The organism is Streptomyces sp. NPDC045021, assembly GCF_056432645.1.
On the sequence record NZ_JBWKIQ010000004.1, the window covers coordinates 119,246 to 144,568 of the forward strand.

The 25,323-nt window shown below is 69.8% G+C and carries 25 protein-coding genes; 15 read left to right on the top strand and 10 right to left on the bottom strand.

Translation table 11 applies throughout. The features are described 5' to 3' along the window. The 4 genes from AC07DC_RS14695 to AC07DC_RS14710 all read left to right on the top strand — a co-directional run bounded on the left by AC07DC_RS14695 (nt 1) and on the right by AC07DC_RS14710 (nt 3,332). Nucleotides 1-270, top strand: coding sequence for a hypothetical protein (locus AC07DC_RS14695; protein WP_478914756.1), 270 nt, complete (start codon nt 1-3; stop codon nt 268-270). Between the two features lie 154 nt (nt 271-424). After that, the gene (locus tag AC07DC_RS14700; RefSeq protein ID WP_478914757.1) at nt 425-1,672 is read left to right on the top strand and encodes an epoxide hydrolase family protein; all 1,248 of its coding nucleotides are present in this window, start codon (nt 425-427) and stop codon (nt 1,670-1,672) included. Nucleotides 1,673-1,712: 40 nt separating this feature from the next. Next, nucleotides 1,713-2,336, top strand: a complete 624-nt coding sequence (locus AC07DC_RS14705; protein ID WP_478914758.1) for an isochorismatase family protein — start codon at nt 1,713-1,715, stop codon at nt 2,334-2,336. Nucleotides 2,337-2,465: 129 nt separating this feature from the next. Then, nucleotides 2,466-3,332: an LLM class flavin-dependent oxidoreductase gene (locus AC07DC_RS14710; RefSeq protein WP_478914759.1), complete on the top strand. Its 867-nt coding sequence runs from the start codon at nt 2,466-2,468 to the stop codon at nt 3,330-3,332. 127 nt (nt 3,333-3,459) lie between these two features. On the opposite strand, the gene AC07DC_RS14715 is transcribed toward AC07DC_RS14710, so the two are convergent. The 5 genes from AC07DC_RS14715 to AC07DC_RS14735 form a co-directional block, all read right to left on the bottom strand. Further along, entirely contained in the window at nt 3,460-4,236 is a 777-nt protein-coding gene (locus tag AC07DC_RS14715) for a polysaccharide lyase family 7 protein (RefSeq protein WP_478914760.1), read from the bottom strand. A 350-nt stretch (nt 4,237-4,586) separates the two neighbouring features. Next, nucleotides 4,587-5,501, bottom strand: a complete 915-nt coding sequence (locus AC07DC_RS14720; protein ID WP_478914761.1) for an SDR family oxidoreductase — start codon at nt 5,499-5,501, stop codon at nt 4,587-4,589. A 484-nt stretch (nt 5,502-5,985) separates the two neighbouring features. Next, nucleotides 5,986-6,783 carry an NPP1 family protein gene (locus AC07DC_RS14725; protein WP_478915128.1) on the bottom strand — a complete coding sequence of 266 codons (798 nt, stop codon included), beginning with the start codon at nt 6,781-6,783 and terminating at the stop codon, nt 5,986-5,988. 58 nt (nt 6,784-6,841) lie between these two features. Further along, nucleotides 6,842-7,219: a hypothetical protein gene (locus tag AC07DC_RS14730; RefSeq protein ID WP_478914762.1), complete on the bottom strand. Its 378-nt coding sequence runs from the start codon at nt 7,217-7,219 to the stop codon at nt 6,842-6,844. A 31-nt stretch (nt 7,220-7,250) separates the two neighbouring features. Beyond that, a complete protein-coding gene (locus AC07DC_RS14735; protein ID WP_478914763.1) occupies nt 7,251-8,147 on the bottom strand; it encodes a LysR family transcriptional regulator in 897 nt (298 codons plus the stop codon). Nucleotides 8,148-8,370: 223 nt separating this feature from the next. Between AC07DC_RS14735 and AC07DC_RS14740 the strand changes: the two genes are divergently transcribed. After that, on the top strand, nt 8,371-9,507 hold the full coding sequence (locus AC07DC_RS14740) for a M20 family metallopeptidase (protein ID WP_478915129.1): 1,137 nt from the start codon (nt 8,371-8,373) through the stop codon (nt 9,505-9,507). Between the two features lie 40 nt (nt 9,508-9,547). Here AC07DC_RS14740 and AC07DC_RS14745 read toward each other — a convergent pair whose 3' ends face one another. Beyond that, nucleotides 9,548-10,804, bottom strand: coding sequence for a YncE family protein (locus AC07DC_RS14745; RefSeq protein ID WP_478914764.1), 1,257 nt, complete (start codon nt 10,802-10,804; stop codon nt 9,548-9,550). Nucleotides 10,805-11,101: 297 nt separating this feature from the next. On the opposite strand from AC07DC_RS14745, the gene AC07DC_RS14750 reads away from it, so the two are divergent. After that, entirely contained in the window at nt 11,102-12,214 is a 1,113-nt protein-coding gene (locus AC07DC_RS14750; RefSeq protein ID WP_478914765.1) for an RsbRD N-terminal domain-containing protein, read from the top strand. Between the two features lie 43 nt (nt 12,215-12,257). Here AC07DC_RS14750 and AC07DC_RS14755 read toward each other — a convergent pair whose 3' ends face one another. Beyond that, complete coding sequence (locus AC07DC_RS14755) at nt 12,258-12,752, bottom strand: DUF6328 family protein (protein WP_478914766.1); 495 nt, start codon at nt 12,750-12,752, stop codon at nt 12,258-12,260. A gap of 129 nt (nt 12,753-12,881) precedes the next feature. On the opposite strand from AC07DC_RS14755, the gene AC07DC_RS14760 reads away from it, so the two are divergent. Beyond that, nucleotides 12,882-13,916: a cation diffusion facilitator family transporter gene (locus AC07DC_RS14760; protein WP_478914767.1), complete on the top strand. Its 1,035-nt coding sequence runs from the start codon at nt 12,882-12,884 to the stop codon at nt 13,914-13,916. Between the two features lie 45 nt (nt 13,917-13,961). Here AC07DC_RS14760 and AC07DC_RS14765 read toward each other — a convergent pair whose 3' ends face one another. Next, on the bottom strand, nt 13,962-14,369 hold the full coding sequence (locus AC07DC_RS14765; protein ID WP_478914768.1) for a DUF2690 domain-containing protein: 408 nt from the start codon (nt 14,367-14,369) through the stop codon (nt 13,962-13,964). 304 nt (nt 14,370-14,673) lie between these two features. Between AC07DC_RS14765 and AC07DC_RS14770 the strand changes: the two genes are divergently transcribed. Next, a complete protein-coding gene (locus AC07DC_RS14770) occupies nt 14,674-15,660 on the top strand; it encodes an NAD-dependent epimerase/dehydratase family protein (RefSeq protein ID WP_478914769.1) in 987 nt (328 codons plus the stop codon). 209 nt (nt 15,661-15,869) lie between these two features. Here AC07DC_RS14770 and AC07DC_RS14775 read toward each other — a convergent pair whose 3' ends face one another. Further along, on the bottom strand, nt 15,870-16,238 hold the full coding sequence (locus AC07DC_RS14775; RefSeq protein WP_478914770.1) for a chaplin: 369 nt from the start codon (nt 16,236-16,238) through the stop codon (nt 15,870-15,872). Between the two features lie 367 nt (nt 16,239-16,605). On the opposite strand from AC07DC_RS14775, the gene AC07DC_RS14780 reads away from it, so the two are divergent. The 6 genes from AC07DC_RS14780 (at nt 16,606) to AC07DC_RS14805 (ending at nt 23,414) form a co-directional block, all read left to right on the top strand. Next, entirely contained in the window at nt 16,606-16,878 is a 273-nt protein-coding gene (locus tag AC07DC_RS14780; protein ID WP_478914771.1) for a WhiB family transcriptional regulator, read from the top strand. Between the two features lie 367 nt (nt 16,879-17,245). Continuing rightward, nucleotides 17,246-19,516, top strand: a complete 2,271-nt coding sequence (locus AC07DC_RS14785) for a HAMP domain-containing protein (protein WP_478914772.1) — start codon at nt 17,246-17,248, stop codon at nt 19,514-19,516. A gap of 57 nt (nt 19,517-19,573) precedes the next feature. After that, nucleotides 19,574-20,809, top strand: coding sequence for a poly-gamma-glutamate synthase PgsB (gene pgsB, locus AC07DC_RS14790; RefSeq protein ID WP_478914773.1), 1,236 nt, complete (start codon nt 19,574-19,576; stop codon nt 20,807-20,809). Then, a complete protein-coding gene (locus tag AC07DC_RS14795) occupies nt 20,806-21,288 on the top strand; it encodes a poly-gamma-glutamate biosynthesis protein PgsC/CapC (RefSeq protein WP_478914774.1) in 483 nt (160 codons plus the stop codon). The genes pgsB and AC07DC_RS14795 overlap by 4 nt, the downstream gene beginning before the upstream one ends. 25 nt (nt 21,289-21,313) lie before the next feature. After that, nucleotides 21,314-22,417 carry an NlpC/P60 family protein gene (locus AC07DC_RS14800; RefSeq protein WP_478914775.1) on the top strand — a complete coding sequence of 368 codons (1,104 nt, stop codon included), beginning with the start codon at nt 21,314-21,316 and terminating at the stop codon, nt 22,415-22,417. Between the two features lie 40 nt (nt 22,418-22,457). Beyond that, nucleotides 22,458-23,414 carry a hypothetical protein gene (locus AC07DC_RS14805; RefSeq protein ID WP_478914776.1) on the top strand — a complete coding sequence of 319 codons (957 nt, stop codon included), beginning with the start codon at nt 22,458-22,460 and terminating at the stop codon, nt 23,412-23,414. A 36-nt stretch (nt 23,415-23,450) separates the two neighbouring features. Here AC07DC_RS14805 and AC07DC_RS14810 read toward each other — a convergent pair whose 3' ends face one another. Then, on the bottom strand, nt 23,451-24,512 hold the full coding sequence (locus tag AC07DC_RS14810) for an alpha/beta hydrolase family protein (RefSeq protein ID WP_478914777.1): 1,062 nt from the start codon (nt 24,510-24,512) through the stop codon (nt 23,451-23,453). A 114-nt stretch (nt 24,513-24,626) separates the two neighbouring features. On the opposite strand from AC07DC_RS14810, the gene AC07DC_RS14815 reads away from it, so the two are divergent. Beyond that, nucleotides 24,627-25,253 (top strand): GNAT family N-acetyltransferase, encoded by a 627-nt coding sequence (locus tag AC07DC_RS14815; protein WP_478914778.1) that lies wholly within the window; start codon nt 24,627-24,629, stop codon nt 25,251-25,253. Nucleotides 25,254-25,323: the final 70 nt, after the last annotated feature.

Sequence of the window (25,323 nt, forward strand, 5' to 3'; positions counted from 1 at the left end):
GTGTGGGCCGTCACCTGTCTGATCACCCGCGCCGACTACCGGCGGAGCGGCGTCACGTACGCGCTCACGCGTGCTGCCGTCGACTTCGCGCGGGAGCGGGGTGCCCGTGCTCTGGAGGGGTACCCGATGATCACCCAGCCGGGGGTGGAGATCGCGTGGGGCGAGCTCCATGTCGGCAGCCGCAACGCTTTTGCCGCTGCCGGCTTCCAAGAGGTGAGCAGACCGACGAAGCGTCGGGTCGTGATGCGGATCGATCTCCAGGCGTCGTGACCCCGGGCGAGCGTAGACGTAGTTGATCCGGGGCAGATACCGGCCCCGTCCGCTCCGCGCCCTCGCCGCTGAACCGCACCTGGCTCGACGGCGGATGCGGACGCTGCACGGGCTCTGAAGAACTGACGTCCTGTCACAGAGGAAGGAATCGACCGTGGTGGACACAGCACGCTTCCCGCTGGATCCCACGCCCGTCCACGTACCCGACGCCGTACTGGACGACCTCAAGGCGCGACTGCGGCTCACCCGCTGGCCCGACGACGCCGGAAACAGTGACTGGTTCTACGGCGTCGGCCGTGCCTACCTCCAGGAACTGGCCGACCACTGGCTCCACCACTTCGACTGGCGCAAGGCCGAGGCCGCCATCAACGCCTACCAGCACTACCAGGTGCGCGTGAACGACGTACCGGTCCACTTCCTGCGCAAGCCCGGAGTCGGCCCCGCCCCGATCCCGCTGATCCTCACGCACGGCTGGCCCTGGACCTTCTGGCACTGGTCCAAGGTCATCGACCCCCTCGCCGACCCCGGCGCCTTCGGCGGCGACCCCGCCGACGCCTTCGACGTCATCGTCCCCTCTCTGCCAGGGTTCGGCTTCTCCACCCCACTGCCCGACCACCCGGACATGAACTTCTGGAAAGTCGCCGACATCTGGCACACCCTGATGACCGAGACCCTCGGCCACACCCGGTACGCCGCCGGCGGCTGCGACATCGGCGCCCTGGTCACCGGCCAGCTCGGCCACAAGTACGCGGACGAGCTGCACGGCATCCACATCGGCTCCGCCCAGAAACTCACCTTCTTCAACGGTGACCGGGCCTGGGACCTCAGCGGAGGCCAACCCATCCCCGACGGCCTGCCCGACGACATCCACGCCCGGATCCTCACCTTCGACCGCCGTTTCGCCTCCCATCTCGCCACCCACGTCCTCGACTCCAGCACCCTCGCCTACGGCCTGAGCGACTCGCCCGTCGGACTCCTCGCCTGGATCCTGGAACGCTGGGCCAGTTGGAGCGACAACCACGGCGACATCGAGAGCGTCTTCAGCAAGGACGACCTCCTCACCCACGCCACGATCTTCTGGGCCAACAACACCATCGGCACCTCGATGCGGTACTACGCCAACGCCAACCGCTATCCCTGGACCCCCGCCCACTCCCGCACCCCGGCCGTCGAAGCACCCACCGGCATCACCTTCGTCGGTTACGAGAACCCGCCCGGCGTCACCACCACACAGCAGCGCGTCGACAACTTCCTCGCCGGCGACCGCGCCGACTGGTACAACCACGTCAACATCTCCGCTCACGACGAAGGCGGCCACTTCATTCCCTGGGAGGTCCCCGACGCCTGGATCGACGACCTGCGCCGCACCTTCCGCAGCCGCCGCTCCGGGGGCGGTTCCTAATCATGTGGAGGCGGGCAGCGCCGCCCGTCATGATCAGGCCATGAGCAATCGAGCGTTTCCCGTGGAGAGCCTGATCGTTGTGGACGTCCAGTCGGCCTTCGTCGTCGGTGACGGGGCGGTACCCGCGGCGGCCCGGCTCCTGGACCGGACGACGGATCTGATCGCGCGGGCACGCGAGAGCGGAGCGCTCATCGTCCATCTTCAGAACGATGGGCGGGCCGACGCGGAGGACGAGCCCTATACACCGGGCTGGGAGCTCCACCACCCCATCGAGGCCGGCCCCACGGAGGTCGTGATCCGCAAGCCCAGGGACGACGGTTTCGACGGAACCTCGCTGCGGCGCCTGCTGACCGACTCGGGGGTGCGTGCGCTCGCCGTCTGCGGCGTGATGTCCGAGATGTGCGTGCAGGCGACGGCCCGCACGGCCCTGGCACTGGGGTATCGGGTGGTCCTGCCGCACGACGCCCACGCGACACAGGACATCCCGGCGGCACCCGGAATCAGTGAGGGGGTGCCGGCCGCCACGGTGTCACGGGTCGCCGAATGGGCCCTCGGCAGCGAGGTCGAGATCACCGCCCACGCCTCGGACGTCACGTTCGCGGCCCTGCCCGCACGGTCCTCCGATGGGCCGGCCTTCGGCTTGCTGCAGCCGGAACCACGCTGACGGCCCGGACCTCTGACGATCCGACACCACAACGGCCCCGGGTCACCCCGAGTTGTCCGGCGACGCGCCACGAGAGGGTCTTACCGTTAACTGATTGCTGCGCCTCTTGCGAAGGAGCAGTATGCGGGGATGCGCTTTTCGATCAACATTCCGAACTTCGGGGACTTCGCCGATGCCCGGACGGTGGCGGCGGTTGCCGTAGCGGCGGAGCAGGCGGGTTGGGACGGGTTGTTCGTCTGGGATCACGTGGTCCACGACAAAGTGCAGCGCCGCGGCCAGGCATTCGGGGATCCGTGGATGCTGCTGACCGCCGCGGCGCTGGCGACCTCCAGGATCAGACTGGGCACGCTGGTCACCCCGGTCGCCCGCCGGCGCCCCGAGCAGCTCGCCCGCCAGGTGGCCACGCTGGACGCGCTCAGCGGCGGGAGAGTGATCTTCGGTACGGGCCTGGGTGGGCCGGTCGAGGACGAGTACGGCAGCTTCGGGGAGACGACCGACCCGGTCGTGCTCGCCGAGCGTCTGGATGAGGGCCTGGACCTGCTGGAGCGCTATTGGTCGGGCGAGCCGGTGAACCATCACGGGCGGCATTACCAGGTCCGGGACGTGACCTTGCTCCCCGCCACGGTGCAACGCCCCCGTCCGCCCGTCTGGGTGGGCGGATTCTGGCCGAACCGTCCGCCGATGCGCCGGGCCGCCCGCTGGGACGGCGTGGTTCCGTTGTTCGCCTCTGCCAAACACGGACAGATCCCGCCTGTTGACGAGGTCATCGACCTTGTCGCCTACGTCCAGCAGCACCGTGACGACCGGCACGAGCCTTTTGAATTCGTCCTCGGCGGTGCCAGCCCCACCGACACCGCGAAGGCACACGACGTGATCGGCCCGCTCATCGACGCCGGTGCGACCTGGTGGGACGAGCGGCAGCTCCAGACCAGCGACGAGCTCGACCGGCTCGCACCGGTGATGCGCCGTATCGAGCAAGGCCCACCGCCCTTCTAGATGCCCCTCTGGGGACTGGCCGGGTGCGGGTGCAGGTGCACTCGAAAGGCCCGGTGTCGCGCACGGTGGACGACTCAGGTGAGTCCGCCCGGTCACCGGGCCTTTCGAGTGTCGTGCCGCGGACCGCTCAGCTGTGGGAGACGGTCAGCCCGTAGAAGGCGACTCGCGCGCCCTTGGTGGTGCTGCTGGAGGACGACTGGTTGTACGAGCCGGCCTTGAAGTACTGCTTGTACGCGTCGAAGGACGACGGGATGGCGTAGTGCGTCGTACTGCCGTTGACCGTCAGGTCGATCGTGTGACCGCCGGAGACAGCGATGGTGTAGGTCCACGTCTTGCCGACCGATACGTGGCCCACCGTGTGCGCCGTCTGGCCGCCCGACGGCGAGTTCTCGGTGCCCGCGACGATGTCGCCGTTCGCGTGGTAGTAGAGCTCGATCAGCGGCTTGGTGGACGAGCCGCCCGTGCCGAGGTGGATCTGTCCGACGCAGACGTTGGACGTCACGGACACCACGCGCAGCGTCGCGTTGAGCTTGTGGCTGCCGCTGAGGGACCAGTTCGCGGAGCTGCCGTTGGAGTTCATCTCACGGAGCTCGGAGCGGGCGTAGTTCGAGTTGGGGGTGGTGACGCCCTTCTCCGGTGCCCAGAAGGTCATCGCTCCGTCGCGCGTGTCGGTGTAGAAGTACGAGTCCTGGAACCCGTTCGGGCCCTGGAGCCGGGACGACGAGATGGTGGTCGGCGAGCCGGGGGAGCCGACCGGCTCCTGCAACTGCCAGAGGGACAGGTTGAAGTTGCCACCGGGCGCGACCGAGGGGGAGGCCGCGTGGGCGTTGGCACCCAGGATGCCGATCGTGCCTGCTATGCCTGCGGCGGTGGCCAGAGCCACGAATGTGGAACGAGATTTCATGTGGGGGGCCTTTCAGCGCTGTGTTCAAGGACGTGAACTAGGTCTAGTCCAACGGGGCGCCAGATCTGAATAGCACGGCCTGGTTTCGGCGTCAACGATCCGCTTCGCGCGTAGAGTTCATCGCTGCAGTTCAACGACTCCCGCTGGCTGAGAAGTCAGGCCATGGGGAGCGAGGATCCCCGGATTCGAGCGCGACGTGCTCTCGTCCGCGTGAGCTCGGCGAGGACTCCCCACGGTTCATGTCTGTGAACACAGAACTGCCCAACGGACACAGCGTGTTCATCGAGTGATCGGTGCGGTCCTGAGGCGGAAACCCCCGACGGCGTCCGACCGTCGAGTGACACCCGCTGTCACAGTGGCTCGCCGAGCGGCCCGTACTCCTTCTCCAGAGTCCGGGCCCAGTGGGCGGCGAAGTCCGGCTGCGTGCCGTCGATGTCCGTGAAGCCGTACTCCTTGTACAGGCCCCAGGTGGCCAGCGCCCGACCGCTTTTGGCCATGATGTCGGGGTCGGCCGCCAGCGCGACGACCGCCCTCCCCAGATAGGCCGGGGTCTCTGAGTACGCGAAGTTCGGGTCCTTGGCCGCGCCCTCGCGCCAGTTGTCCTCGGTGACCTCGAAGAGTTCCAACATCGCCTCGGAGCGCAGGAAGCCCGGCGTGATCGCGACGGCGGCGACGCCGTGCGGCTTCAGCTCGGCCGCTTGCGCGACGGCAAGGCGGATCACCGAGGACTTCGCCAGGTCGTAGAAGAACGACCCGCGATAGCGGGCGGTGTTGCCGTCGGTGACCTCGACGACCAGGCCACTCCTGCGCGCGACCATCAGCGGCAGCGCGAAGCGGCTGGTGATCACATGGGTCTCGACCGCCTGCCGCAGCAGTCGCATCCCCGTGTCGAGATCCTGCTCCCACAGCGGGTGTTCCCAGTCGGTGAGCGGATCCCCGCCCCATACCGAGTTGACCAGGATGTCCAGCCGGCCGCCCTGTTCCGCCGCGATCCGGTCGACCAGGGCGCGGACTTCATCCGGCCGGCTGTGATCGGTCCGAACGGGGATCCCGAGGCCGCCGGCCGCGGTGACCTTCTGCGCGGTCGCCTCGATGGTCTCCGGCCGGTCCAGATCGGAGCGTCCGGCCCCGCTGCTGCGGCCGGTGACGTACACCGTTGCGCCCGCGGCTCCGAGCGCGACAGCGATACCCCGCCCGCCGCCCCGAGTACCGCCGGCGACCAGAGCCACCTGCCCGGTCAGCGGCCGCATGTCATCGCTGCTCATGACGTCTCCAGAATGGACGGGTCGAGAGGCTGGAGGTGAGGGGAGAGCGCGGCGTCGATTTCCCGCCAGAGCCGCTGTGCCAGGCTGCCCTGACGATCGAGCGGTCGAGCGCTCACACCAGGCCCGTGCCGCGATGGCTGCCCGCACGGATCCGGTCAGGGCGAGGGTACCCGCCGCTGCGCGGAGCACGCCGGTGGACACGGCCTCGGGATCCCTCTGCGCCCAGGAGGACGGTTGCGGGCGAGTTAGCCGAGGTCCGGCCGTCGTTCCCCCCACGGGACGACGACCGGACCTCCGCTGTCGCTGCTGGCCATGTGCAACGAGAACTGAACGTACGCGAGTGCTCTACGCACGGCTACCGTTTCCGGGGAATGTGGCCGAGAATGAGCCGGAAAGACCCGAACATCTGCCCAACGCCCCCGGCTTCCCGCCCCCATGGCGGCAGGTGGCTCCTCCAGCGGAGCGCGTGGCGGCCGACCCGATGTCAGGCGTAGGGGTTGAACGGGATGCCGGCCGGCTTGGAGTTGTTGAGAGCGTCGTTGAAGGCGCTGTCCGAGATCTTGATCGTGGCTGAGCCGAAGTCCGCGTTCATGAGCTTGTCGCGCAGACCGGTCGGGTAACCGTTCCAGCCGACGAGGCGGGGATAGAACCAGCCACCGGTGACGTTCTCCGGCGGTTCGTCATTGCTGTTCGCGAGGCGGAAGAAGTGGGTCGAAGCGCCGTCCTTGTGGTAGACGACCTTCGGGTGGGTGCCGTCGAACCGCACCTGCGATCGGGGGTACCACTTCCAGCCGCTGTGCTGAGACGTCGAGACGTACTGGACCTCGTTGTTGTTGATCCACACCACGACGTGCTCCCAGTCGTGGCGGTGCCCGATGGCCGCGGGGCCGAGAGTGGCCTGATCCTTCTCGAAATAGCCGGCGTACACGACCGCGCACCAGTCGTTGTTGCACTTCTCGCGCGAGTACGTGTTGGAATTCGCCAGTTCGGGATAGTCGTGGCAGTGGCCGTTCACGTCTCCGCCAGGCTTCAGCCCGGGGTTGAGAGTGCCGTCGACGCCAATGGCGGCGGTTGCGTAGCAGCCGTCCCCGTCGTAGTCGTAGGCCGGGGAGAAGGACTGCTCGAGACCGTCGGCGTTCTGGGGCAGGGATTGCAGGATGGAGGCGTTCGCGTCCGTCGGGACCGCCATGACCAGGGCCGCGGCACTGAGGACGCTCGCGAGCACGGACCGGCGGAGCCTGCCAGGACGCTTCGGGCCGGCCGGCGCTGTGCGGGGGTGCATCGTCGACGACAGCATGCTGTGCACATCAACTCCATAGCAATACATATGGGGGCGAGACTCATCGCCTGAATTCCCTGCTGGGAATTCCGCAGACTCTACGGCGGTGGAGTCGACGGTGGCAGTCCCCGAGGCGAAAGGCCTGGTGTCCCCGACGTGAATTGCCTGTCTCCGCCGGGTTGTTGTCGTGGTCCGGCTGACGGGTCGTCGCGTCGTACGTAGCCGCACCGGCGATCATCAGGCCCCCGAGCACGCCGCCGGGCGGCGCGTCCAGCCCGGCCTCCTCCGCTCGGCGGCGGATGAGCAGCATCGCGGAGGGGTACACGGCGGAGCTGCCGATCACGATCAGCATCCGGGCCACGACCAGGGTGGTCAGGTCCTGACCCGCCCCGCCCACGATCCCGCCGGCCAGGACGATCAGGGTGCCGGTCAGGAACACCCGGCGCGGTCGCGGCCGCGTCGGACGGCTCTCAGCGGGCAGCGGCCCCGGCGTTGTCGTGGAGCTGATTTCGCAGGGTGAGGGCTGCGGGCAGGGGAGTGGCGGGCAGCGCGGTGTGGATGGTCCGGTGGGCGAGGGGGTCGGCCAGCGGGCGCAGGACGAGTTCGGCCGGGACTGCCCAGGCGGCCAGTGAGGGCACCAGTGCGACGCCCAGCCCGGCGGCCGCATAGCCGAACTTCCCGGTCCACTCCGCGATTCTGATGAGCTTCTTGGGAGTGAAACCCGCCCGGGCGCAGGCGTCGTCGAGGATGGTCGGTCGGCCTGCGGGCGGGTCCTGGAGCCACGCCTCGTCGCGCAGGTCGTGCAGCTCGATCGTTGCGGCCGCCGCCAGAGGGTGCTCGCGGGGCAGGACGACGAACAACTCGTCCTGGAGCAGCTCGGTCGTCGTCACACCGTCGGCCGTCGGGAGACCTGACGGGTAGTCGCTGACCACGGCCAGGTCCAGGGCCCCGTCCGCGAGGCGTTGCATCAACGCGTTGCTGCGGCCCTCCACCGATATGACGTCGATGTCCGGCCGGGACTGCCGGAAGGCCCGGAGGGCAGCGGGCATCAGCGAGATGTTCGCGGTCGCGAACGCGCCGACGCGCAGCGTCCCGCCGTGGCCCGCGTGGATCGCGGCGACCTCCCGCTCCGCTCGCGACAGCCGCTCCAGTACCTCCACGGCATGGCGATGCAGCGCATGACCTGCGGGATTCAGCCGCACGCCGCGGGGGAGCCGTTCGAACAGCGGACCGCCTGCCCGCTGTTCGAGCGATGCGATCCGGCGGGACACCGCGGACTGGGTGTAGTTGAGCCGGGCCGCGGCCCGGGTGAACGAGCCGGTGTCGGCGACGGTGACGAGCAGACGCAGTGCGTCGATCTCAAACACATTCCCCCCGTGCATGATTAGGATGCATTCTAGTCGCTGGTGGAATGCCTTGTCCGGCCCTAGCGTCGGATCCGTGGCCGTGACGTGGTCGTGCCGGCAGGATCGGCACGCAGCAACGTCGCCACCCCCACCATCGGATCCGAGGAGGCAGCGTGCGGTTGATACTGCGAGTCGAGCTGGGACCGGGCCGGTGACCGCGGGAGCCGCGATCGAGCTGCCGGCGATGCTGGCGGATCTGGAGCAACTCGTGGTCTGCGAGTCCTTCTCCGCCGACCATGCCGCCCTGGCCCGCAGTGCGGAGGTGGTCGGCGCCCTGGGTACCCGGCTGTTGGGGGCGGCGCCGGAAAGGATCGTGCTCGACGGTGTGACGCACCTGCGGTGGATGTTCGGTACGCCGCGGGTGTTGCTGGTGGGGCATCACGACACGGTGTGGCCCATGGGGTCGTTGCAGAGCCATCCCTGGTCGGTGGCGGGCGGAGCGGCTCGGGGACCGGGGGTCCTGGACATGAAGGCGGGGCTGGTGCAGATGTTCCATGCGTTGGCGTCGCTGCCGTCCCTGGAGGGGGTGTGCGTGGTCGTCAACGGGGACGAGGAAGTGGGATCTCCGACCTCCCGTGAGCTGATCGAACAGTCGGCGCGTGAGTGCGCGGCCACCTTCGTCCTGGAGGCATCCGCGAACGAACAGGGCGCACTGAAGACCGCCCGCAAGGGCACATCACGCTACGAGGTGATGGTGCACGGCAAGGCCGCGCACGCCGGTCTCGAACCGCACAAGGGGGTCAATGCCGCCATCGAGGCCGCCCACCAGGTGCTGGCCATCGCGGAGCTGGCAGCCTGCGTGAAGAGCGCCGGCTCCGTCCTGGGACCGGCGAGCATCACGCCCACCCTGCTGTCGGCCGGCAGCACGCTGAACACGGTGCCCGCGCTGGCGCGGATATCGGTGGACGTGCGGGTGCCGAGCCTGGCGGCGCAGGACCGGACGGACGCCCTGATGCGAGGCCTGAGCGCCCGAACGTACGGGTCACGGCTGGAGGTGTCGGGCGGCAGAGGGCGACCGCCCATGGAACCGGAATCCTCCGCCGAGTTGTTCGCTCTGGCCACCGAAATCGCCGCGGAACTGGGCCAGGAGCCGCTGCGAGGGGTTGCCGTCGGCGGTGCCTCGGACGGCAACTACACCGCGGGCGTGGGCTGCCCCACGCTGGACGGCCTGGGCGGCGTCGGCAGCGGAGCCCACGCGGACTCCGAACACGTCGTGGTCGCCCAGATCGTCCCCCGCACCCGGCTGCTGGCCCGACTGATCGCGCGGACATTGCCGGCCACGTGCACGGCGCCGAGGCGGCTCAGCAGATGGTCGAGATGAACACCCGTGAGCCGGCCCCGGCGCTGTGGGAGACGCGTGGTCAGCCGGTGGTCGGGCCGGTCCAGTCGGCGGGGACGTGGCCGAGGCGGACACGCTGGGGGTGGTAACCGACGGGGACGGAGAGGACCTTCTGGCCGGTCGCGAAGTCGATCGCGGTGATCTGGTTCGCTCCGCTCTCGGAGATGACGCAGTATTTGCCGTCGCCGCTGACCGTGGCCCAGTACGGCTTCGACGCCGGGACGAGCGGGTCCTCCTGCAGGGTGGTCCGGTCGACGACCGTCGCGTAGTTGTCCACGGTGCCGGCCACGCACAGCTTGGATCCGTCGGGGCTCATCGACAGGCCGTGGTCGCGGGAGTCGTTGGGCCAGGTGGTCCGGTCCGGACTGGTGGCCGGGTTCTCCGGCAGCGTCTTGACCCGGGTGATCTGGTCCGTGGCCACGGAGTACTCGACGAAGCCGTTGAAGAACGACACCTGGAAGTACAGCTTCGACCAGTCCGGGGAGAACGCCACCGGCCGTACGGAGTTGGAGAGGTCCGAGCGGCCGAACGCGTTGAGGCGGGCGCGCATGTCGATGGTCCGGACCGGCTGGTACGTGGTGCCGTCGACGACGGTGATGTGCCGGTCGCCCTTGGTCCAGTCCCACAGCGGGTCGTCGAGGCTGGTCTGCACCTCGCCGATCGACATGTTCCAGAGGTACTTTCCGTCCTCCGTGAAGACGTTCTCGTGCGGCTTGTCGCCGGTCTGGAACGAGCCGAGCTGCCGACCGGTCTGAATGTCGATCACGTAGGCCGCGTTCGCCAGGGAGGCGGAGACCACGACGCGCCGGCCGTCGGGGGAGAGCGCCATGTGGTCGGAGCGGTAACCGGCGACCGGGTAACGCCAGTTGACCTTCCCGGTGGCAAGGTCGAGCGAGACCACGTCTCCGAAACTGGGCCGCGAGACCACCACGGACTTTCCGTCGGGCGTTGTGTACATGTCGTCGACGTACTGGTCGTGGCCCTCGCCGGGTCCCTGCTGGATGGCGAGGTAGATGGCGAGCCGCACGGGGTTGAGGTAGATCTCGGCGAGCCGCAGGTTCTTGTCGGGGATCACATTGAGGTGCCCGATCTTCGCGAAGGTGCCGGTGGAGCGGACCACGTCGGCGGTGCCGTCCCAGTTGTTGCCGACGAACAGCACCTCTTTGAGGGGGTCGGGGGCACGAGTGTCGGCGCCGGCCGGGGCCGTGCACAGGCCGGCGAGGGCCAGGGTTGCGGCGAGCAGTACGAGAGTGGTCCTCGGGCGCTTGAATACGGTCATGGAAACTCCGGGTGGGGTGGGGGGTACTGCTGCCGCGACGACCGGTCGCGGAGGTGCGCCGGCCGGCCTGTTCGACGCGTCGTCGGCTCCGAACGGCGCGACGGGCGCGGCACACTGGTGTTACTTTCCGGTAGTCCAAAGGAAACCAACGGGGCTCTCACCACCGATAGGCACCGGTCGCCAATGACACGACGCTTGGTTGTGGATCGTTCCCAAGCGTCCCTGGATCCCGGGCGGAGGCGGTAGAACGTGGTGGCTGAACCGGGCCGTGGGGCCCTCAGTGCGGTGTTCCGGGCCATGGCGTTCGACCCTGCCGTGGTCGACGAGGTCGTCGCGGCGGCGCGTGCCGACTCCGAGGAGGTGGCCAGGCTTCCCCTCGCGGAGAACCGGCGGCACGTGACGGTGATGCTCGCCGCCGGGCTGGCCGCGTTCATCCGACCCGGGGAACCGAGCGAACCGGACTTCGAGGCGGCCGCTCTACTGGGCGCCGACCGGGCCGCACAGGGCGTGCCGATCACCGCCCTGCTGCGCGGCGTCCAGGCCGGCCGCATCCGCACGGTCCAGATCGCGATGGAGCGCGCTCGCGCTGCCGGCGTGCCGGCAGAGGTCATGCTGGAGGTGCTGCTGGAGTCGGACAGCTACACCGGTGCACTGGAACGGCATGTCATCACCGGCTACCACGACGCCGAGTTGGAGCTGGCGCGTACGGCCCGCGACGCCCGCACGCAATTGCTGCGCAGGCTGCTGCTCGGCGACGCCTGCCCGCTGTCCGCCGACGAAGTGGCCGAGACCGGGCTGCAACCGAAGGGGCAGTACCACTGTGTGCTGTCGGACGTGACCGACCCGGTGCGCGCCCGCGCGCTGGAGCGTCAACTCGCCACCAACCCCGGAATATTCGGCCTGGTGGACGGCAAGCTGACCGGGATCGCCACCCGGCTCCCCGCCTCCGGACTCCTCGACACCCAGGCGCTCGTGGTGGTCGCGCCCCAGGCCCCGCTGCACCGCATCCGCCCGCTGTACGCACTGTGTTTGAACGCCCTGGGAACCGCGGAGGAGTTGGGGTTGCGTGGTCTGCACCACGTCACCGACCTCGCCGGGCAGACCGCACTCGCCACCCAGCCCGCGATGGCGGACTTACTGAGCCGGACCCTGCTCGGCGCACTCGACCCGGCGGAGAGCTTCCACCGGCAGCTCGCGGCCACCGTGCTGGCCTATCTCGATCACGGGCAGCGGTTCGACCGGACTGCGGTGGCCCTGCACGTCCACCCGAACACCATCCGCTACCGGCTGACCCGGTTCGAGGAGATCGTCGGGACATCCCTGGAGGTCATCACTGTGGAGAGCCGAACGGCCGTCACGGACACGCTGCACTGGTGGTGGGCGCTGCGGACCTGGCTCGAGCGGCCTTGACCAGCGACAACCCTCTGCCACGGCGCTCGTCCCGGGGCGCGCTTCACGAATCGCTGCGCTCGCGGTGGCGCAGCCACACGGCCGGCACGAACCAGCAGATCGCGAACCACGCCACCATGACGGTGACCCACACCGCGGCGGCGGTGCCGGACGCGGTGATGCGCAGGATCAGCAGCAGTGCCGAGGCGACGGTGCCCAGCAGGAGAAGCAGCCCGACGAGGGTGAAGCGGGAGCCCCAGACCACCGCCTCGGGTTTCAGCCGGTGGCCGGTGACGATGCGGTGCAGGGAGACCGGTGCGATGAGCGCGCCGGTCGCGGCAGCGCCCAGCAGGACCGTCGTGAGGTAGATGTTCCGGTCGACGCCGTTCAGGTCGGCGAAGCGTGGCGTGAACGCCACGGTCAGCAGGAAGCCCAGCAGGATCTGCACACCCGTCTCGGCGACCCGGACCTCCTGCAGCAGATCGAGCCACTGCCGGTCGGCGCGCTGATCCCGATCCTCGTCGCGCCTCGTCGGCGCGCTGTCCCTGTGTGCGGTCATCCGTCCTCGCGTGGTTTCGGTCCCGTGTTCACGCCTTCCCGAGCGTGGCGAGACAAAACGGGTCAGGGTGTTCCATTGGACCGGACGGGTAGGCGAAGCCGACAGCCGCGACCCGAGTGGAGTCCGCCCATGTCACAGCAGTCCGAGAACGCGGCCACAGGCCCGTCCGCGGAGGACCGCAAGACCAAGGTCACTGTCCTCATGGCGCTCGGCGCCAATCTGGTCATCGCCGTCGCCAAGGCCCTCGGGGGGCTCTTCGCCGGTTCCCCCGCTCTGCTGTCCGAGGCAGCCCACTCGGTGGCGGACAGCATGAACGAGGTCTTCCTGCTGGCCTCCCTCAAACGCAGCAAGCGCGCCCCGGACGCCGAGCACCCCTTCGGCTACGGCAAGGACCGCTTCTTCTGGTCGCTGCTCGCCGCAGTGGGAATCTTCACGATGGGCGGCTGCTTCTCCGTGTTCCAGGGGGTGGAGGCCCTGCGGTCCAGCGGTGAGGAGAGCCGTTCCGGCTATCTGGTGGGACTCGGAGTCCTGGCCGTCGCGCTGCTCGCCGAGGGCACGTCGCTGGTGAAGGCGCTGCTCCAGGTGCGGGGTCAGGCCCGCGAGGCGGGCAGGGGTCTGCTCCGGCAGATCCGGGCGGCCGACGATCCGGCGCTGCGGACCGTCATGGCCGAGGACGCGACGGCCGTCATCGGCGTGCTGCTGGCCATCGCCGGCATGGCGCTGCACATGACCACGGGGCAGGTGCAGTGGGAGGCCGGCGCGTCGCTGGCCATCGGTGTCCTGCTCATCTACGTCGCCTACCGGCTCGGGAAGGACGCCCGTGGCCGGCTGATCGGTGAGGCCGTGGATCCGGGGCTGCAGCTGCGGATACGGTCCTTCCTGGCCGAACAGCCCGAGATCGACGCCGTCACGTCGCTGCTGACCATGCGGCTGGGCATGGATTCCACGCTGATCGCCGCACGAGTGGATCTGGTGGGCGGGCTGGACAGCGAGGAGGTGGAGGAGATCTCCGGGCGGATCAAGGACGAGATGCGGGAGAAGTGGCCCGCGGCCGACCAGGTCTTCCTGGACATCACCCATGCCTCGGAGGAGGACCGCTCGCGGGCCGGTCGGGACCGGGTGGCGCTCGACGGGGCGGCCGCGGAGCACCCCGCCGGCCGGTAGCGGCGGTCGGGCGCGGACTACGGCCGCGGTCCCGGCCACCCCCCGCTAGTACCAGCCGGTGCAGATGACCGTGCCGTTGTAGCCGCAGGCCCGCATGACGTAGCCGGCGTCGTTGAAGGCAGGTGTGTAGGTGCCCGTGCCCGATCGCAGGTAGGTCATTCCCATCGGCCCCGTCCAGGTGGCACCACCGTTGGACGACCGGTCCACCCACACCTGATTGCCCAGCTTCGACCTGCTGATCCGGCCCCACGCGCACCGGGTGGACGCGTTGTAGCGCAGCTCGATGATCATGTTTCCGTTGTGTGCGGTCTTCTTGGTCACCGCGCTGCTCGTCTTGCACACCACCGGCGCGCCGGCTGCCGCGTCGGCGCTGGGGGCAAGCGTGACCAACGCGCCCCCGATGACGGCGATGGCACCGAGTCCGGCGGCAATCCGGCGCTTGAACACAGACATCCACGGTCCTTTCGATAGCTGTCGGGCCCGGTCGGCACGGACCGACTCCGACAACGGCTATTCCCGAAATGAGGGATGAACGGGGATAAGTCTCTCTTATCGGGGGTCCCTTGCCCACTGAATCCGCCGCGTGTCACCCGCCCGAGCCACGGGCTCCGGAGCCACCCGGCAGCGGGGGTACTGAGGAGGTCGCGCGGTCGGAGTCCTCCTGGGTCTGCCGGGGGACCGCTCCGCTCTCGGCGTATCTGTCAGCTGTCGGCGAAGTACGGGCGCGCAGGCTTCCCGCCGGTGTTTGAGTGGTCCGATGGAAATCTTGGTCTTGGGTGGGACGGCATGGGTGGGTCGCGAGGTCTCGCGACAGGCATTGGAACGCGGGCACCGGGTGACGTGCCTGGCCCGCGGGGAGAGTGGCGAAGTGGCCGAGGGCGCGACCCTGGTCGCCGCGGACCGGCGCGACGCGTCGGCCTACGAGAGTCTGGCGGGCCGGGACTGGGACGCCGTGATCGAGGTGTCCTGGCAGCCGGGCTTCGTCCGTGGGGCGCTGGCGGCACTGGGCGAGCGGGCGGCCCACTGGGCGTACGTGTCGTCGGTCAGCGCGTACGCATCGCAGGGGGAGCCGGACGCCGACGAGTCGGCCGAACTGCTCCCGGCGGCCGACGGGGACGAGGTCGATCGCGAGGAGTACGGACAGGCCAAGGTGGCGTGCGAGCAGGCCTCGACGGCCGCGGTGGGGGACCGGCTCCTCATCGCGCGGGCGGGACTGATCGGCGGCCCAGGTGACCACAGCGGCCGTACCGGGTACTGGGTCGGGCGGGCGGCCCGCGAACCGCTGGCACCGATGCTGGTACCGGATTCGCCCGGCATCCCGACGCAGGTGGTCGACGCACGGGACCTCGCGGCGTGGCTGCTCGACTGCGCGGAGAAGGGGACGACCGGGACGTACAACGCGGTCGGCCCGATCGTGCCGTTCGGGCAGTGGGTCGCGCTGTCGCGGGAGATCGGTGGCCACACCGGGTCGGTGGTGGAGGCCGATCCCGGTTGGCTGATCGGACAGAAGGTGGTCGAGTTCATGGGCCCGGAGTCGCTCGCGATGTGGATGGTCGATCAGGACTGGGTCGGCTTCAGCGCCCGCAACGGCGCCGCGGCGAGCGCGGCCGGCCTGCGCCACCGGCCGCGTGCCGAGCTGCTGGTGGACACCCTGCGGTGGGAGCGGCAGGAGGGCCTGGACCGACCTCGTCGAGCGGGCCTGAGCATCGAGCGCGAGCGTGAGCTCCTCGCCGCACTGAAGTAGGAGGGCGCCACGGGGACCCGCCGCGGGACCGGGGCGGCGGGCCCCAACTGGCGTGCGGCGAACCGGACATGCGGGGCGCGTACCTGTGGTGGGAGGGCGGCCGGGCGCCGCACACTGGCGTCGGTGTGCCGGGTCGGTGTCCGCGATGAGAGCCTCGTCCGCAAGGTGGTGGCCGGACGAGGCTCTCCTGTCCGCGGACAGGCCGCGAATCAGTGGTGGCAGTCGTCCTTCTTGCCACCGTGGCTCTGGGTCGACTGGCTCGACTGGCCGGCCTGCTGACCGTGCTGGCGCGGACCGCCTGACGGGCCGTGCTTGTCGTCGCCGGTCATGTGGTGGCTGGAGGAGTTCTCGCAGCTGTTGCCGAACGCGGGGTTCAGCGCACCGATCACGTTGATGGTGTTGCCGCAGAGGTTGATCGGAATGTGTACAGGGATCTGCACCACGTTGCCGGACAGGACGCCGGGCGAGCCGATGGCAGCCCCCTGCGCTCCCGCGTCGGCGGCGGCCATGCCCGCACCGCCGAACAGGGCGGCGCCCATGACGGCGATGACAGTGGTGGCCTTGGTGAAACGCGACATCGACAACTCCTTGATCGTGAGAAAAGCACCGCACCGGTTGCGGCGCAGACCCCACGATCAACACCACACAAATACGATGAAGACCTGCCCAACACGCCCATTTTGCGTGGACGAGAACGGCATCTCACCGCAACAGCGCACTCTCACGGGGGTCTGGCGCACTCCGGATGCGACGTGCGCGCGGCTCGCCGCGCGGTACACACACGGTGGTCGGTGCCGTGCGCGCAGTGGTGCCGGGCTTGATCATCCGGATTGCCGGGCGTCCGCACCTATGGATCTTGAGAGTTGGGGCACGCGTGACACACGGCATCGAGCGGGATCCGATCGGCGGACCCGCCGCCCGCGACACGCATCGGAGGGATTCCCCATGAACTGGCGACACCGCGCGGCCTGTCGTGTCGAGGACCCCGAACTGTTCTTCCCCGTCGGCAGCTCCGGCCCGGCCCTGCTGCAGATCCGAGAGGCCAAGGCGGTGTGCCACCGCTGCCCTGTCCAGGAGGAGTGCTTGCGCTGGGCCCTGGGGGCCGGTCAGGACGCCGGCGTGTGGGGCGGGCTGAGCGAGGACGAACGGCGAGCGGCGAAGCGCAGGGCGGCCCGCGGCCGCACGGCTGCCTCCCGCAACCCTGAGCCCACCGTCTGAGAGCTACCGGCGCGACTCCGCAGCCGGCCGGTAGGCCGGCTCTGCCCGGAACAGCGCGAATAAGACATACCGCTAAATCCGGGATGTGCGATGACGTAAAGTCCCATTTATGGCATACGGGCGGGCCGAAGGTGTCCAAGCCTCAACTCCCCCCGTTTCCGGGGGACATGGGCGAATTCTGCAAAAGTGGTGAGAGATTCCTAACTCCCCGTTTTGCATTCTTTGGCTATCCGACACTTAAATGTGATCATATTCGGAACATCGTCAGGGACACTTCAACGTCGAACGAAGTGCCCCACCGCACGTCGCCGAACTGCATACCGTCCAACCGATCAGTGCGCGAAGCGCGCCCCAGAGGGAGCCCCTTGTGGTCAGCGCTTCGCGCGCACCGGTCCGCCGCCACCGCATCAGGCGGCGCGCCGACATGCCCCTTCTCGGCGGCATCCGGCCGCCGGTCGCCGCGTTGCTGGTGCTCCTGCTCTCGGTGGCGGCCGCGACCGCCCTGATCCTCGGCCGTACCGACTCCTCCGACGTCTCCCGGGCGGTCCTCGCCTCGCAGCAGCACGTGGCCGAGGACGGGGCGACCGCGCTGCGCGCCTCGCTCGACGAGTCCACCAGTGACCTGCAGCGCGCCGCCGCGCTGGCCAACGCGGCCGCTCCCGCCACCCCGGACGAGGTGCTCTCCACACTCGGATCCGTCTACCAGAAGTGGCGCGGCACGGCCGTGGTCGACCCCGCGGGCGGGGTGCTCCTGGCCGCGCGTGGCGAGAACGTGCCCCTGTCCGGCGTCGACGTGAACAGCCTTCCCGCTGGACTGCCGCCGCGCCTGGTCACCACCAAGTCCGGTGAGACCCGGCTGCTGGTCTTCGCGGTGCTCAGCCAGCCCGCCGGCAAGCGGCTGCTGATCGCCTCGGACACCTTGAGCGTGCCGAGCATCACCACCGGCGACGGTCGCTCGCTCATCGTCCTCGACTCGTCGGGCACCATCCTCGCCTCCGACGGACCCGACGCACGGGGCAGGGCCGCCCGGCAGCTCGCCACCGACGCCGCCCGGAGCGCACACGGCAAGCGGCCCTCCGAGACCGCCGCCTCCGGCGGGTTCGACAGCCCCAGCGGCAGCCTGGTCGGCGAGACGGTCGACGGACGCCGCACCGTCGCGGGGTACGCGTCCATCACGTCCGGAATCGACGCCAACGGCAAGACCACGCAGCAGAAGGCCGCCAGCTCGGGAGAGCTCGGCCTGAGCGTCCTCACCACCGTGCAGGTCGCCCAGGGCGCGGCGCCGGGCAGCCACCGGCTCTTCGCCGTCATCGCCGCCGGCGTTCTGCTCCTCCTGGCCGCTGCGGTCACCTGGGTGCTGTATGTCGTGCTGCAACGGCCCCTGCTGCGGCTGCACCTCGAAGCCCGCCGGCTGAGCAACAGAGAGCTGTCCCGGCCCGTCGACGTGCCCCGGTTCGCCGAGTCCGGCCGCATCGGGGCCGCCCTGGAGTCGATGCGCCGCGAGCTGACCGGCACGCCGCAGGCGCCCGCTCCCGAGGCGCGGGGCAGAAGGGGCCTCGGCGGGACCCGGGCCGTCCTGATCGTCTGCGCCGTCGTGCTGCTGTCGTGGGCCGCGCCCCTGCTGCTCCTGTTCAACCGGGCCGAGCAGGTGGCCGTGGTGCCGCAGCAGCTCGTCATCGACCAGCGGCAACGCACCGAGACCGCCGCCGACCGGGTCCGCGAAGGGCTCAACGAGGGGTACGCGGATGCCGCGGCCGTCGCCACCGTGGTCGGTGACGGAGCCAGCGCCGAGCAGGTGCGCCGCGTCCTGGTGAGCACGCTCGCCGTGCATGCGCGCTACCGCTCCCTGTACGTGGTCGACAAGGACGGCACGGTCGTGGCGCGGGCCGGCGACTCCCCGCACACGCCGACGGCGCTGCGGACGAAGCGCGGCGTCAGCCTCGTGGACGACACCCTCAATCAACCGGTCATCGCCGCTCGGGCGCCGGTCGCCGGCAAGGACCGGCGAACCGTCGTCGGAGAGTTCGACATCCCGTACCTCGGCGCGATCATGGACCGCCCCGGCCTCGGCAAGGTGTGGCTGGTCGACAACGACAACCGCATCGTCGCCTCCAACCAGGGGTTCCGTGCCTTCCAGGGCCTGGACTCGGTGCGGCTGGAGGGCCTCGCCAAATCCGCGTCGAGCAAGTCCTCCGGAGCGCTGCTGAGCAGCGGCGAGCACGCACTGGCGGCGGCCGCGCCGCTCACCGGCGGCGGTGAGGCGAACGGTCTCAGGACCTGGCATGTGGTCTCCGAGCAGCCCGCCGGATGGCTGGACCTGCCGGAGTACGTCACCCAGCGCCGTACCATGCTGGCCGGAATGCTGGGGCTGGCGGCAGCCGCGACCTGCCTGGGCTGGCTGCACATCGTCATCGTCCGGCCGTTGCGGGCCATGGCCGACAGCGCCGAGGCGCTTGCTCGCGGCGACCGCAAGACCGTGCTCTACCCCGCCAACCACGACGAGGTCGGGTCGGTGGTCCGCAGCCTGGAGCTGATAAGGCAGCAACTCGTGGAACGGCACCGGGCACACACCGCCCTGTTCGTCCCCGGGCAACGCGGCCCACACGCCCGCCGTCACTCGCGCGGACCGCACGCGTAGCGCCGGTCCGGCCCGTACCGCACGCCCAGACCTCACTGAAAGTACAACGAGACTCCTGTGCTGTTCCTCTACTGCGTCCTGCTGATCTGCTGCGCCGTGCTGCTCGTGGCCGGCATCGTCGAGCAGCGACGGCACTTCGTCAACCTCGACCAGATACCGACCCGGGTGCTGGTCAACGGCATCCGCGGCAAGTCCTCCATCACCCGCCTGTGCGCCGGAGCGCTGCGCGGCGGCGGTCTGGTGACCGTCGCCAAGACCACCGGTACCGCGGCCCGGTTCATCCACCCGGACGCGACGGAGGAGCCGGTCTACCGGAAGTTCGGGATCGCCAACGTCGTGGAGCAGATCGGCATCGTGCGCCGGGCCGCGAGCTACCGGCCGGACGCCCTGGTCATCGAGTGCATGGCCGTGATGCCCGCACTCCAGGAGGTCAACCAGACCAAGCTGATCCGCTCGACGATCGGCGTGCTGTGCAACGTCCGCGAGGACCATCTCGCCGAGATGGGGCCGACCCTGGACGACGTGGCACGTTCGCTGTCGCGCTCCATGCCGGTCGGCGGGATCTGCGTCACCGCCGAGCGCGACCGCTTCCACATCCTCAGGGAGGAGGCCGCCGACCGCGACTGCCAGCTGATTCTCGTCGAGCCGGAGACCGTGAGCGACGCGGAGCTGCGCGGGTTCTCGTGGTTCACCTTCAAGGAGAACGTGGCGATCGCCCTCAAGGTCGCCGAACTGCTCGGGGTCGATCGTGCCGTCGCCCTGCAGGGGATGTACGACGCCCCGCCGGACCCGGGCGTGCTCTCGGTGGAGCGCTATGCGACGGCGGACGGCAAGCGGCTGCGCTTCGCCAACGTCTTCGCCGCCAACGACCCCGAGTCGACGCTGATGAACGTGAACCAGTTGCTGTCGCTGGGCGCGATCCACCGGCCCCTGCACGTGGTGATCAACTGCCGTCCGGACCGCGTCGAGCGCAACGGTCAGATGGGATCGATCATCCCGCAGCTGGACCCGGACACCGTCTTCCTCATCGGCCACCCGACCAAGAGCGCCCGTGACGGCATCCCGGCCGGCTGGTCGGGGCGCGTCGTCGATCTGGGCGGCGACCGGCGCGACCCGGCGACGCTCACCAGGGAACTGCTGGCCGAGCTCGGCCCGGACTCGTCCATGGTGGCCATCGGCAACATCCACGGCCAGGGCGAGCTGCTGCTCGAGCACCTGGCGGAACTTCCCGCGGACGTCCCGGCCGACCCGCCGGCCGCAGCGGTCTCGTACGCCTACGGAGAGAACCAGTGATCCCCGCCATCCTCACCCCCGAGATCGCCGCCATCGGCATCGCGCTGGGGCTTCTCTTCTCGCTGGTCTGCTACCTGACGACCAACCTCTCCCCGGGCGGCATGATCACCCCGGGCTGGCTGGCGCTGACCCTCATCGAGGACCTCCAGCGTGCCGCCATGGTGGTCGGCATCACGCTGCTGACCTACCTGTGCACCCGGCTGCTCCAGCGGAACGTGATCCTCTACGGCAAGCGGCTGTTCGCCGCGGTGGTGCTGACCGGCGTCGTGCTCCAGGCCGGCGTCTACCTGGTCATGCAGACGCAGTTCCCGCTGATGTACGCCAACCAGACGCTCGGCTTCATCGTGCCGGGCCTCATCGCGTACCAGCTGGAACGGCAGCCCAAGGGCGCCACCCTGCTGTCGGTGTCCACCGTCACCCTCGCCAACTACGTGGTGCTGATGTCCGGGCTGCTGCTCGGCCTGCTGCCCAGCGCGTGATCGTTCCACGGACAGGAGTACGCCGATGAGCCCGAAGAAGCGCCGCAGCAAGAGCCGTGTCGTCCTGAACGCGGTCGTCCTCGTCGCCCTGCTCGCGACGAGCGGTTGGCTGACCGTGCAGATGAGGCAGCGCAACGACATCGGGCAGCTGCCCGCGCTCGGCTCGCTGCGGGCCGAGTCCACCGCATCGGACGACGGCACCGCCGCCAAGGCCGCAGCGGGTCAGCTGACGTATCTGCGGCTGGCCCATCCGGCGCGCACCGTGGCGCGCGACACCGACGGCGAGGTCGTGGCCACCTTCACCGACGGTGCCCGCACCGCCGTGCTCACCGGTCCCAGCCGGACCTTCGCCGAGCCGCGCACCACCAAGGCGACCGTGGTGACGGACAGTTGGGTGCGGCTGCTGCCGCGCGCCTGGGCCAAGGGCAGCGAACAGCAGAAGTGGTTCGCGACCTGGTTCCACCAGTACCGGGGCAGCACTGCCGACGACGTCTTCGCGATCGCCCTGCAGTACGGCGACGGGGCGAAGCCGGCGAAGAACGCCTTGGGCCTGCGCTTCCGGGGCGACTCCCAGTTCGGTCCCCCCGATGTGGCGAACCAGCGCAAGGAACAGTCCGACTTCTACGACTACCTGGGCACCAGCTGGAAGTTCAAGGACGGCCTGCGCGAAGCACCCGAGAAGAACAAGTACGGCGCCCTCGACTGCTCCGGCTTCGTCCGCATGGTCTACGGCTACCGCAGCGGCTACCTGCTCAACGCCACCGACGCGTCGACCGGTGCCGGATTGCCCCGCACCGCCAACGGCATCGCCACCGGCAAACCGGGGCTGCCGATCCTGCCGCTCGTCAAGACCGGCAACACCAGCAACCCGCTCTACTACTACGCCCGGCCCTCGTCCATCGACGTCCTGCAACCGGGCGACCTCCTCTTCTTCGAATTGGACAAGCGCACCGGGACCCGCCTCGACCACATGGCCATCTACCTCGGCCTGGACACCGACGGGCACGCCCGTTTCATCTCCAGCCGCAAGGAGGCCAACGGCCCCACTCTGGGCGACCTGGGTGGCGACTCACGGCTGGACGGCGACGGCTTCTACGCCAAGTGGCTGCGCAGCGCCAAGCGGATCTGACGACGTGGCGGCACGCACCCGCCGCCGAGGACGGGACCACATGACCCCCTGGAACCGAAGTGCCGATCCGCTCCGATCCGCCCTGCTGGGCGGTCTGGTGCTACTGGCGATGACCGTCGTCACCGTCTCTGTCGTCGTCCTGCCCCGGTCGCACGGAACACCGCCACAGGAAAGCAAGGGCGGCCCGCCGCCGGTCGACCTGGTCGACCGGATCGGCTCCTTCGTCGCCGGCTTCACCGGAGCCGACGGCTACCGCACCCCCGACGCGGCCGAACGCGCGCGCCTCAGCCGGGGCGTGGAACTCGTACTGGACGGCAGGACGGCCGCGGCGAACAAGGAGCTGTCGGGCGTCGGCTTCACGGTGCGCGTCCTGCACCTGACGGGATCGGGTCGTCAGGTCGCCGAAGTCGCCGAGGAGCGGACCACCGCACGAGGTTGGGGGCGGGTCTACGTGGATCTCAGCCGCCCGGCCAGGTGGAGCGTGCAGGTCCCCCACCCGCGCTCCGACCTGCGCAGCGAGCTGATCGGCGCGGACCTGTTCAACAGAGTCCCCGGTGGCGTCCTGGTGCTCGCCGGCGCGCCGCGTGACGTCGGCGAGGGAAACGCCGCGGATGTCGCGCACCGCCGGGACACCGCCTTCAACGCCGTCTGCGACCTGCTCGTCGCGCGCGGGTTCCCCGCCGTACAGGTGCACGGGTTCGCTGACGAGAGCTCGCCCGGTCATGACGTCGTCGTCTCTCCCGGCGCCGCGTCCGCGGGGTCCGACGTACGGCGGGCAGCCGACCGGATCGCCGCGGCCGGGGAGCGCGTGTGCCGTGTCTGGGAGCAGTCGTGCGGCCGGCTCGAAGGCACCACCAACGTGCAGAGCGCGGCCGCCGCCGGCCGCGGCGTCCCCTTCCTGCACGTCGAGAACAGCCGTGGGGTACGCGACGACGCGGCAGCCCGCGCGAGGGTCGCGGGCGCCCTGGCCGAGGTGGTCCTGCACTGGAACCGCTAGGAGGCCCTGCCGGACCGGTTCACCCGGCGGCGTGGATCACCGGGTGGTTCCGCCGGCGGTACGGAGATTTCGCAGGAACTGCCGCTGGTCGTCGAGGAAGCCGTCCGCGAAGAGAGCGCGCGGGGCGAAGAGCGCGGTGAGGGTGATCCTGAGGTCCGACCGTTCGACGGAGTGCTTGACCAGCGAGTGATTCGCGTCGGCGTAGCGCTGGACGGTCAGTTGGCCGGCCGCCGCCAGGACCTTGCGGTAGACGGCCTCCGTGTCGGCGGTGTCCACGTTGACGTCCTGGCCGGCGAGGGCCAGCAGCACCGGTATGCCGCGCAGCGCGTGCAGATCGGCCGTGGCGTCCGAGGTGTAGTTCCTGGAGATGAAGCCCCAGCGGTCGGCCGTCATCCCGTCCGCACCGCCCATGGTCCGCACGTACTGCTCGAAGGTCGCCCGCCGTTCCAGCAGGCGGCGTGTCGTGTCGCTCCTGGCGGTCTCCTGCTGGACGCGTGCGGGCGTGGCGCCCTCCGCGGCCAGCTCGGCGAGGAGGTTGAAGCGGCCCTGCCGCAGCCAGTTGATCGCGGGGGAGAGGGCGATGGCGAAGGCCACGGGTGTCCGTGCGGCGATCTTCGGCAGTACCCAGCCGGCCTGGCTGGCGCCCCACAGGCCGATCCGTCCGATGTCGATGTCCGGACGGGTGCGGGCCCAGGCGATGGCAGCCGCGGCCTCGTCCGCCCGGTCGTCCATCGACTGGCCGAGCCAGTTGCCGGGGGTGCCGCCGACGCCGGGCTTGTCCCAGGACAGGGACGCGTAGCCGCTTTGGGCGTACGCCTCCCACATGGGTTCGTACCCGCCCTCGTGGGTGGCGTCGACGGGACCGTCACCGTGGACGAACACCACCAGCCCGTGTCGGGTGCGGCCGTCCCTGGGTGTGGTGAGGACGCCGCTGAGGGTGTGGCCGCCCTGGCGGATCGCGACCCGGTGCTCGTCCATGTCGTAGGAGTTCTGCCACAGCACCACGCCGCCGAGGCCGGCGGCCACCAGCAGCATCGCGACGAGCGACCAGACGGCTGCGCGCAGCCGTCTGCGTGGGGGCCTGTTCCCTGACCGCATGGATCGCCTCCTGAATATCGAATGAGAAAAGAACTATCACATACGATACGATAGTCGCGAGTTAGATAGTTAGTGAAGTGCTGGTTGATGACGACGAGGGCGGGTGCGGACGGCATGGGAGCTGACGCGCGGACAGAAGTGACGATCCGGCGGGGTCTCGCCGCCGGTTCCGAGCGGCGGGCGGCCGAGCTGTACTGGGAGGCGTTCGGCCGCAAGCTCGGCCCCGCGCTGAATCCACGGGAGCGGGCGGTGCCGTTCATCGCGAAGCATCTGAACTCCGACCGGGCCGTGTGCGCCTACGTGGATGGGTGGCTCGTGGGCCTCGCCGGCTACCAGCACGGCGGCCGGGCGCTCACCGGTGGGACGGCCTGGGACGTCCTGCGCGAATACGGCCTCCTGGGCGGCCCGCACCGCCTCCTGCTCCTCTCCCTGTTCGAACGCCGGCCCACAGATCCCGGTCAGCTCGTCATGGACGGCATCGCCGTGGACCCCCAGGTTAGGAGCCGGGGTGTGGGCAGCCTCCTCATCGAGGAGATGGCCGCCGTGGCCGCGGATCACGGTTGCCACGAGATCAGGCTGGACGTTATCGACACCAATCCGCGCGCCGCGGCGCTGTACGGGCGGCGGGGGTTCTCAGCCGTTCGGACCGAGCGGACGCCCTACCTGCGGTCCCTCCTGGGGTTCGGCGCCGTGACCACCATGCTGCGCGCGATCCCGGCCTGTCAGGATGGGACACCGTGACAGATCATCAGCCGCCGCCGTCCCGGCCGGACCACCCCGGGTCCCCGTCCGACACCGGGCCGGCCGGCCC

Coding starts and splice junctions, on each gene's coding strand:
- AC07DC_RS14740 (WP_478915129.1), top strand. CDS start 8,371: ATGCTGGCGGATCTGGAGCAACTCGTGGTCTGCGAGTCCTTCTCCGCC.
- AC07DC_RS14755 (WP_478914766.1), bottom strand. CDS start 12,752: ATGACCGCACACAGGGACAGCGCGCCGACGAGGCGCGACGAGGATCGG.
- AC07DC_RS14805 (WP_478914776.1), top strand. CDS start 22,458: ATGACCCCCTGGAACCGAAGTGCCGATCCGCTCCGATCCGCCCTGCTG.
- AC07DC_RS14750 (WP_478914765.1), top strand. CDS start 11,102: ATGGCGTTCGACCCTGCCGTGGTCGACGAGGTCGTCGCGGCGGCGCGT.
- AC07DC_RS14815 (WP_478914778.1), top strand. CDS start 24,627: ATGGGAGCTGACGCGCGGACAGAAGTGACGATCCGGCGGGGTCTCGCC.
- AC07DC_RS14810 (WP_478914777.1), bottom strand. CDS start 24,512: ATGCGGTCAGGGAACAGGCCCCCACGCAGACGGCTGCGCGCAGCCGTC.
- AC07DC_RS14800 (WP_478914775.1), top strand. CDS start 21,314: ATGAGCCCGAAGAAGCGCCGCAGCAAGAGCCGTGTCGTCCTGAACGCG.
- AC07DC_RS14710 (WP_478914759.1), top strand. CDS start 2,466: ATGCGCTTTTCGATCAACATTCCGAACTTCGGGGACTTCGCCGATGCC.
- AC07DC_RS14775 (WP_478914770.1), bottom strand. CDS start 16,238: ATGTCGCGTTTCACCAAGGCCACCACTGTCATCGCCGTCATGGGCGCC.
- AC07DC_RS14770 (WP_478914769.1), top strand. CDS start 14,674: ATGGAAATCTTGGTCTTGGGTGGGACGGCATGGGTGGGTCGCGAGGTC.
- AC07DC_RS14715 (WP_478914760.1), bottom strand. CDS start 4,236: ATGAAATCTCGTTCCACATTCGTGGCTCTGGCCACCGCCGCAGGCATA.
- AC07DC_RS14780 (WP_478914771.1), top strand. CDS start 16,606: ATGAACTGGCGACACCGCGCGGCCTGTCGTGTCGAGGACCCCGAACTG.
- AC07DC_RS14760 (WP_478914767.1), top strand. CDS start 12,882: ATGTCACAGCAGTCCGAGAACGCGGCCACAGGCCCGTCCGCGGAGGAC.
- AC07DC_RS14765 (WP_478914768.1), bottom strand. CDS start 14,369: ATGTCTGTGTTCAAGCGCCGGATTGCCGCCGGACTCGGTGCCATCGCC.
- AC07DC_RS14720 (WP_478914761.1), bottom strand. CDS start 5,501: ATGAGCAGCGATGACATGCGGCCGCTGACCGGGCAGGTGGCTCTGGTC.
- AC07DC_RS14705 (WP_478914758.1), top strand. CDS start 1,713: ATGAGCAATCGAGCGTTTCCCGTGGAGAGCCTGATCGTTGTGGACGTC.
- AC07DC_RS14745 (WP_478914764.1), bottom strand. CDS start 10,804: ATGACCGTATTCAAGCGCCCGAGGACCACTCTCGTACTGCTCGCCGCA.
- AC07DC_RS14725 (WP_478915128.1), bottom strand. CDS start 6,783: ATGCACCCCCGCACAGCGCCGGCCGGCCCGAAGCGTCCTGGCAGGCTC.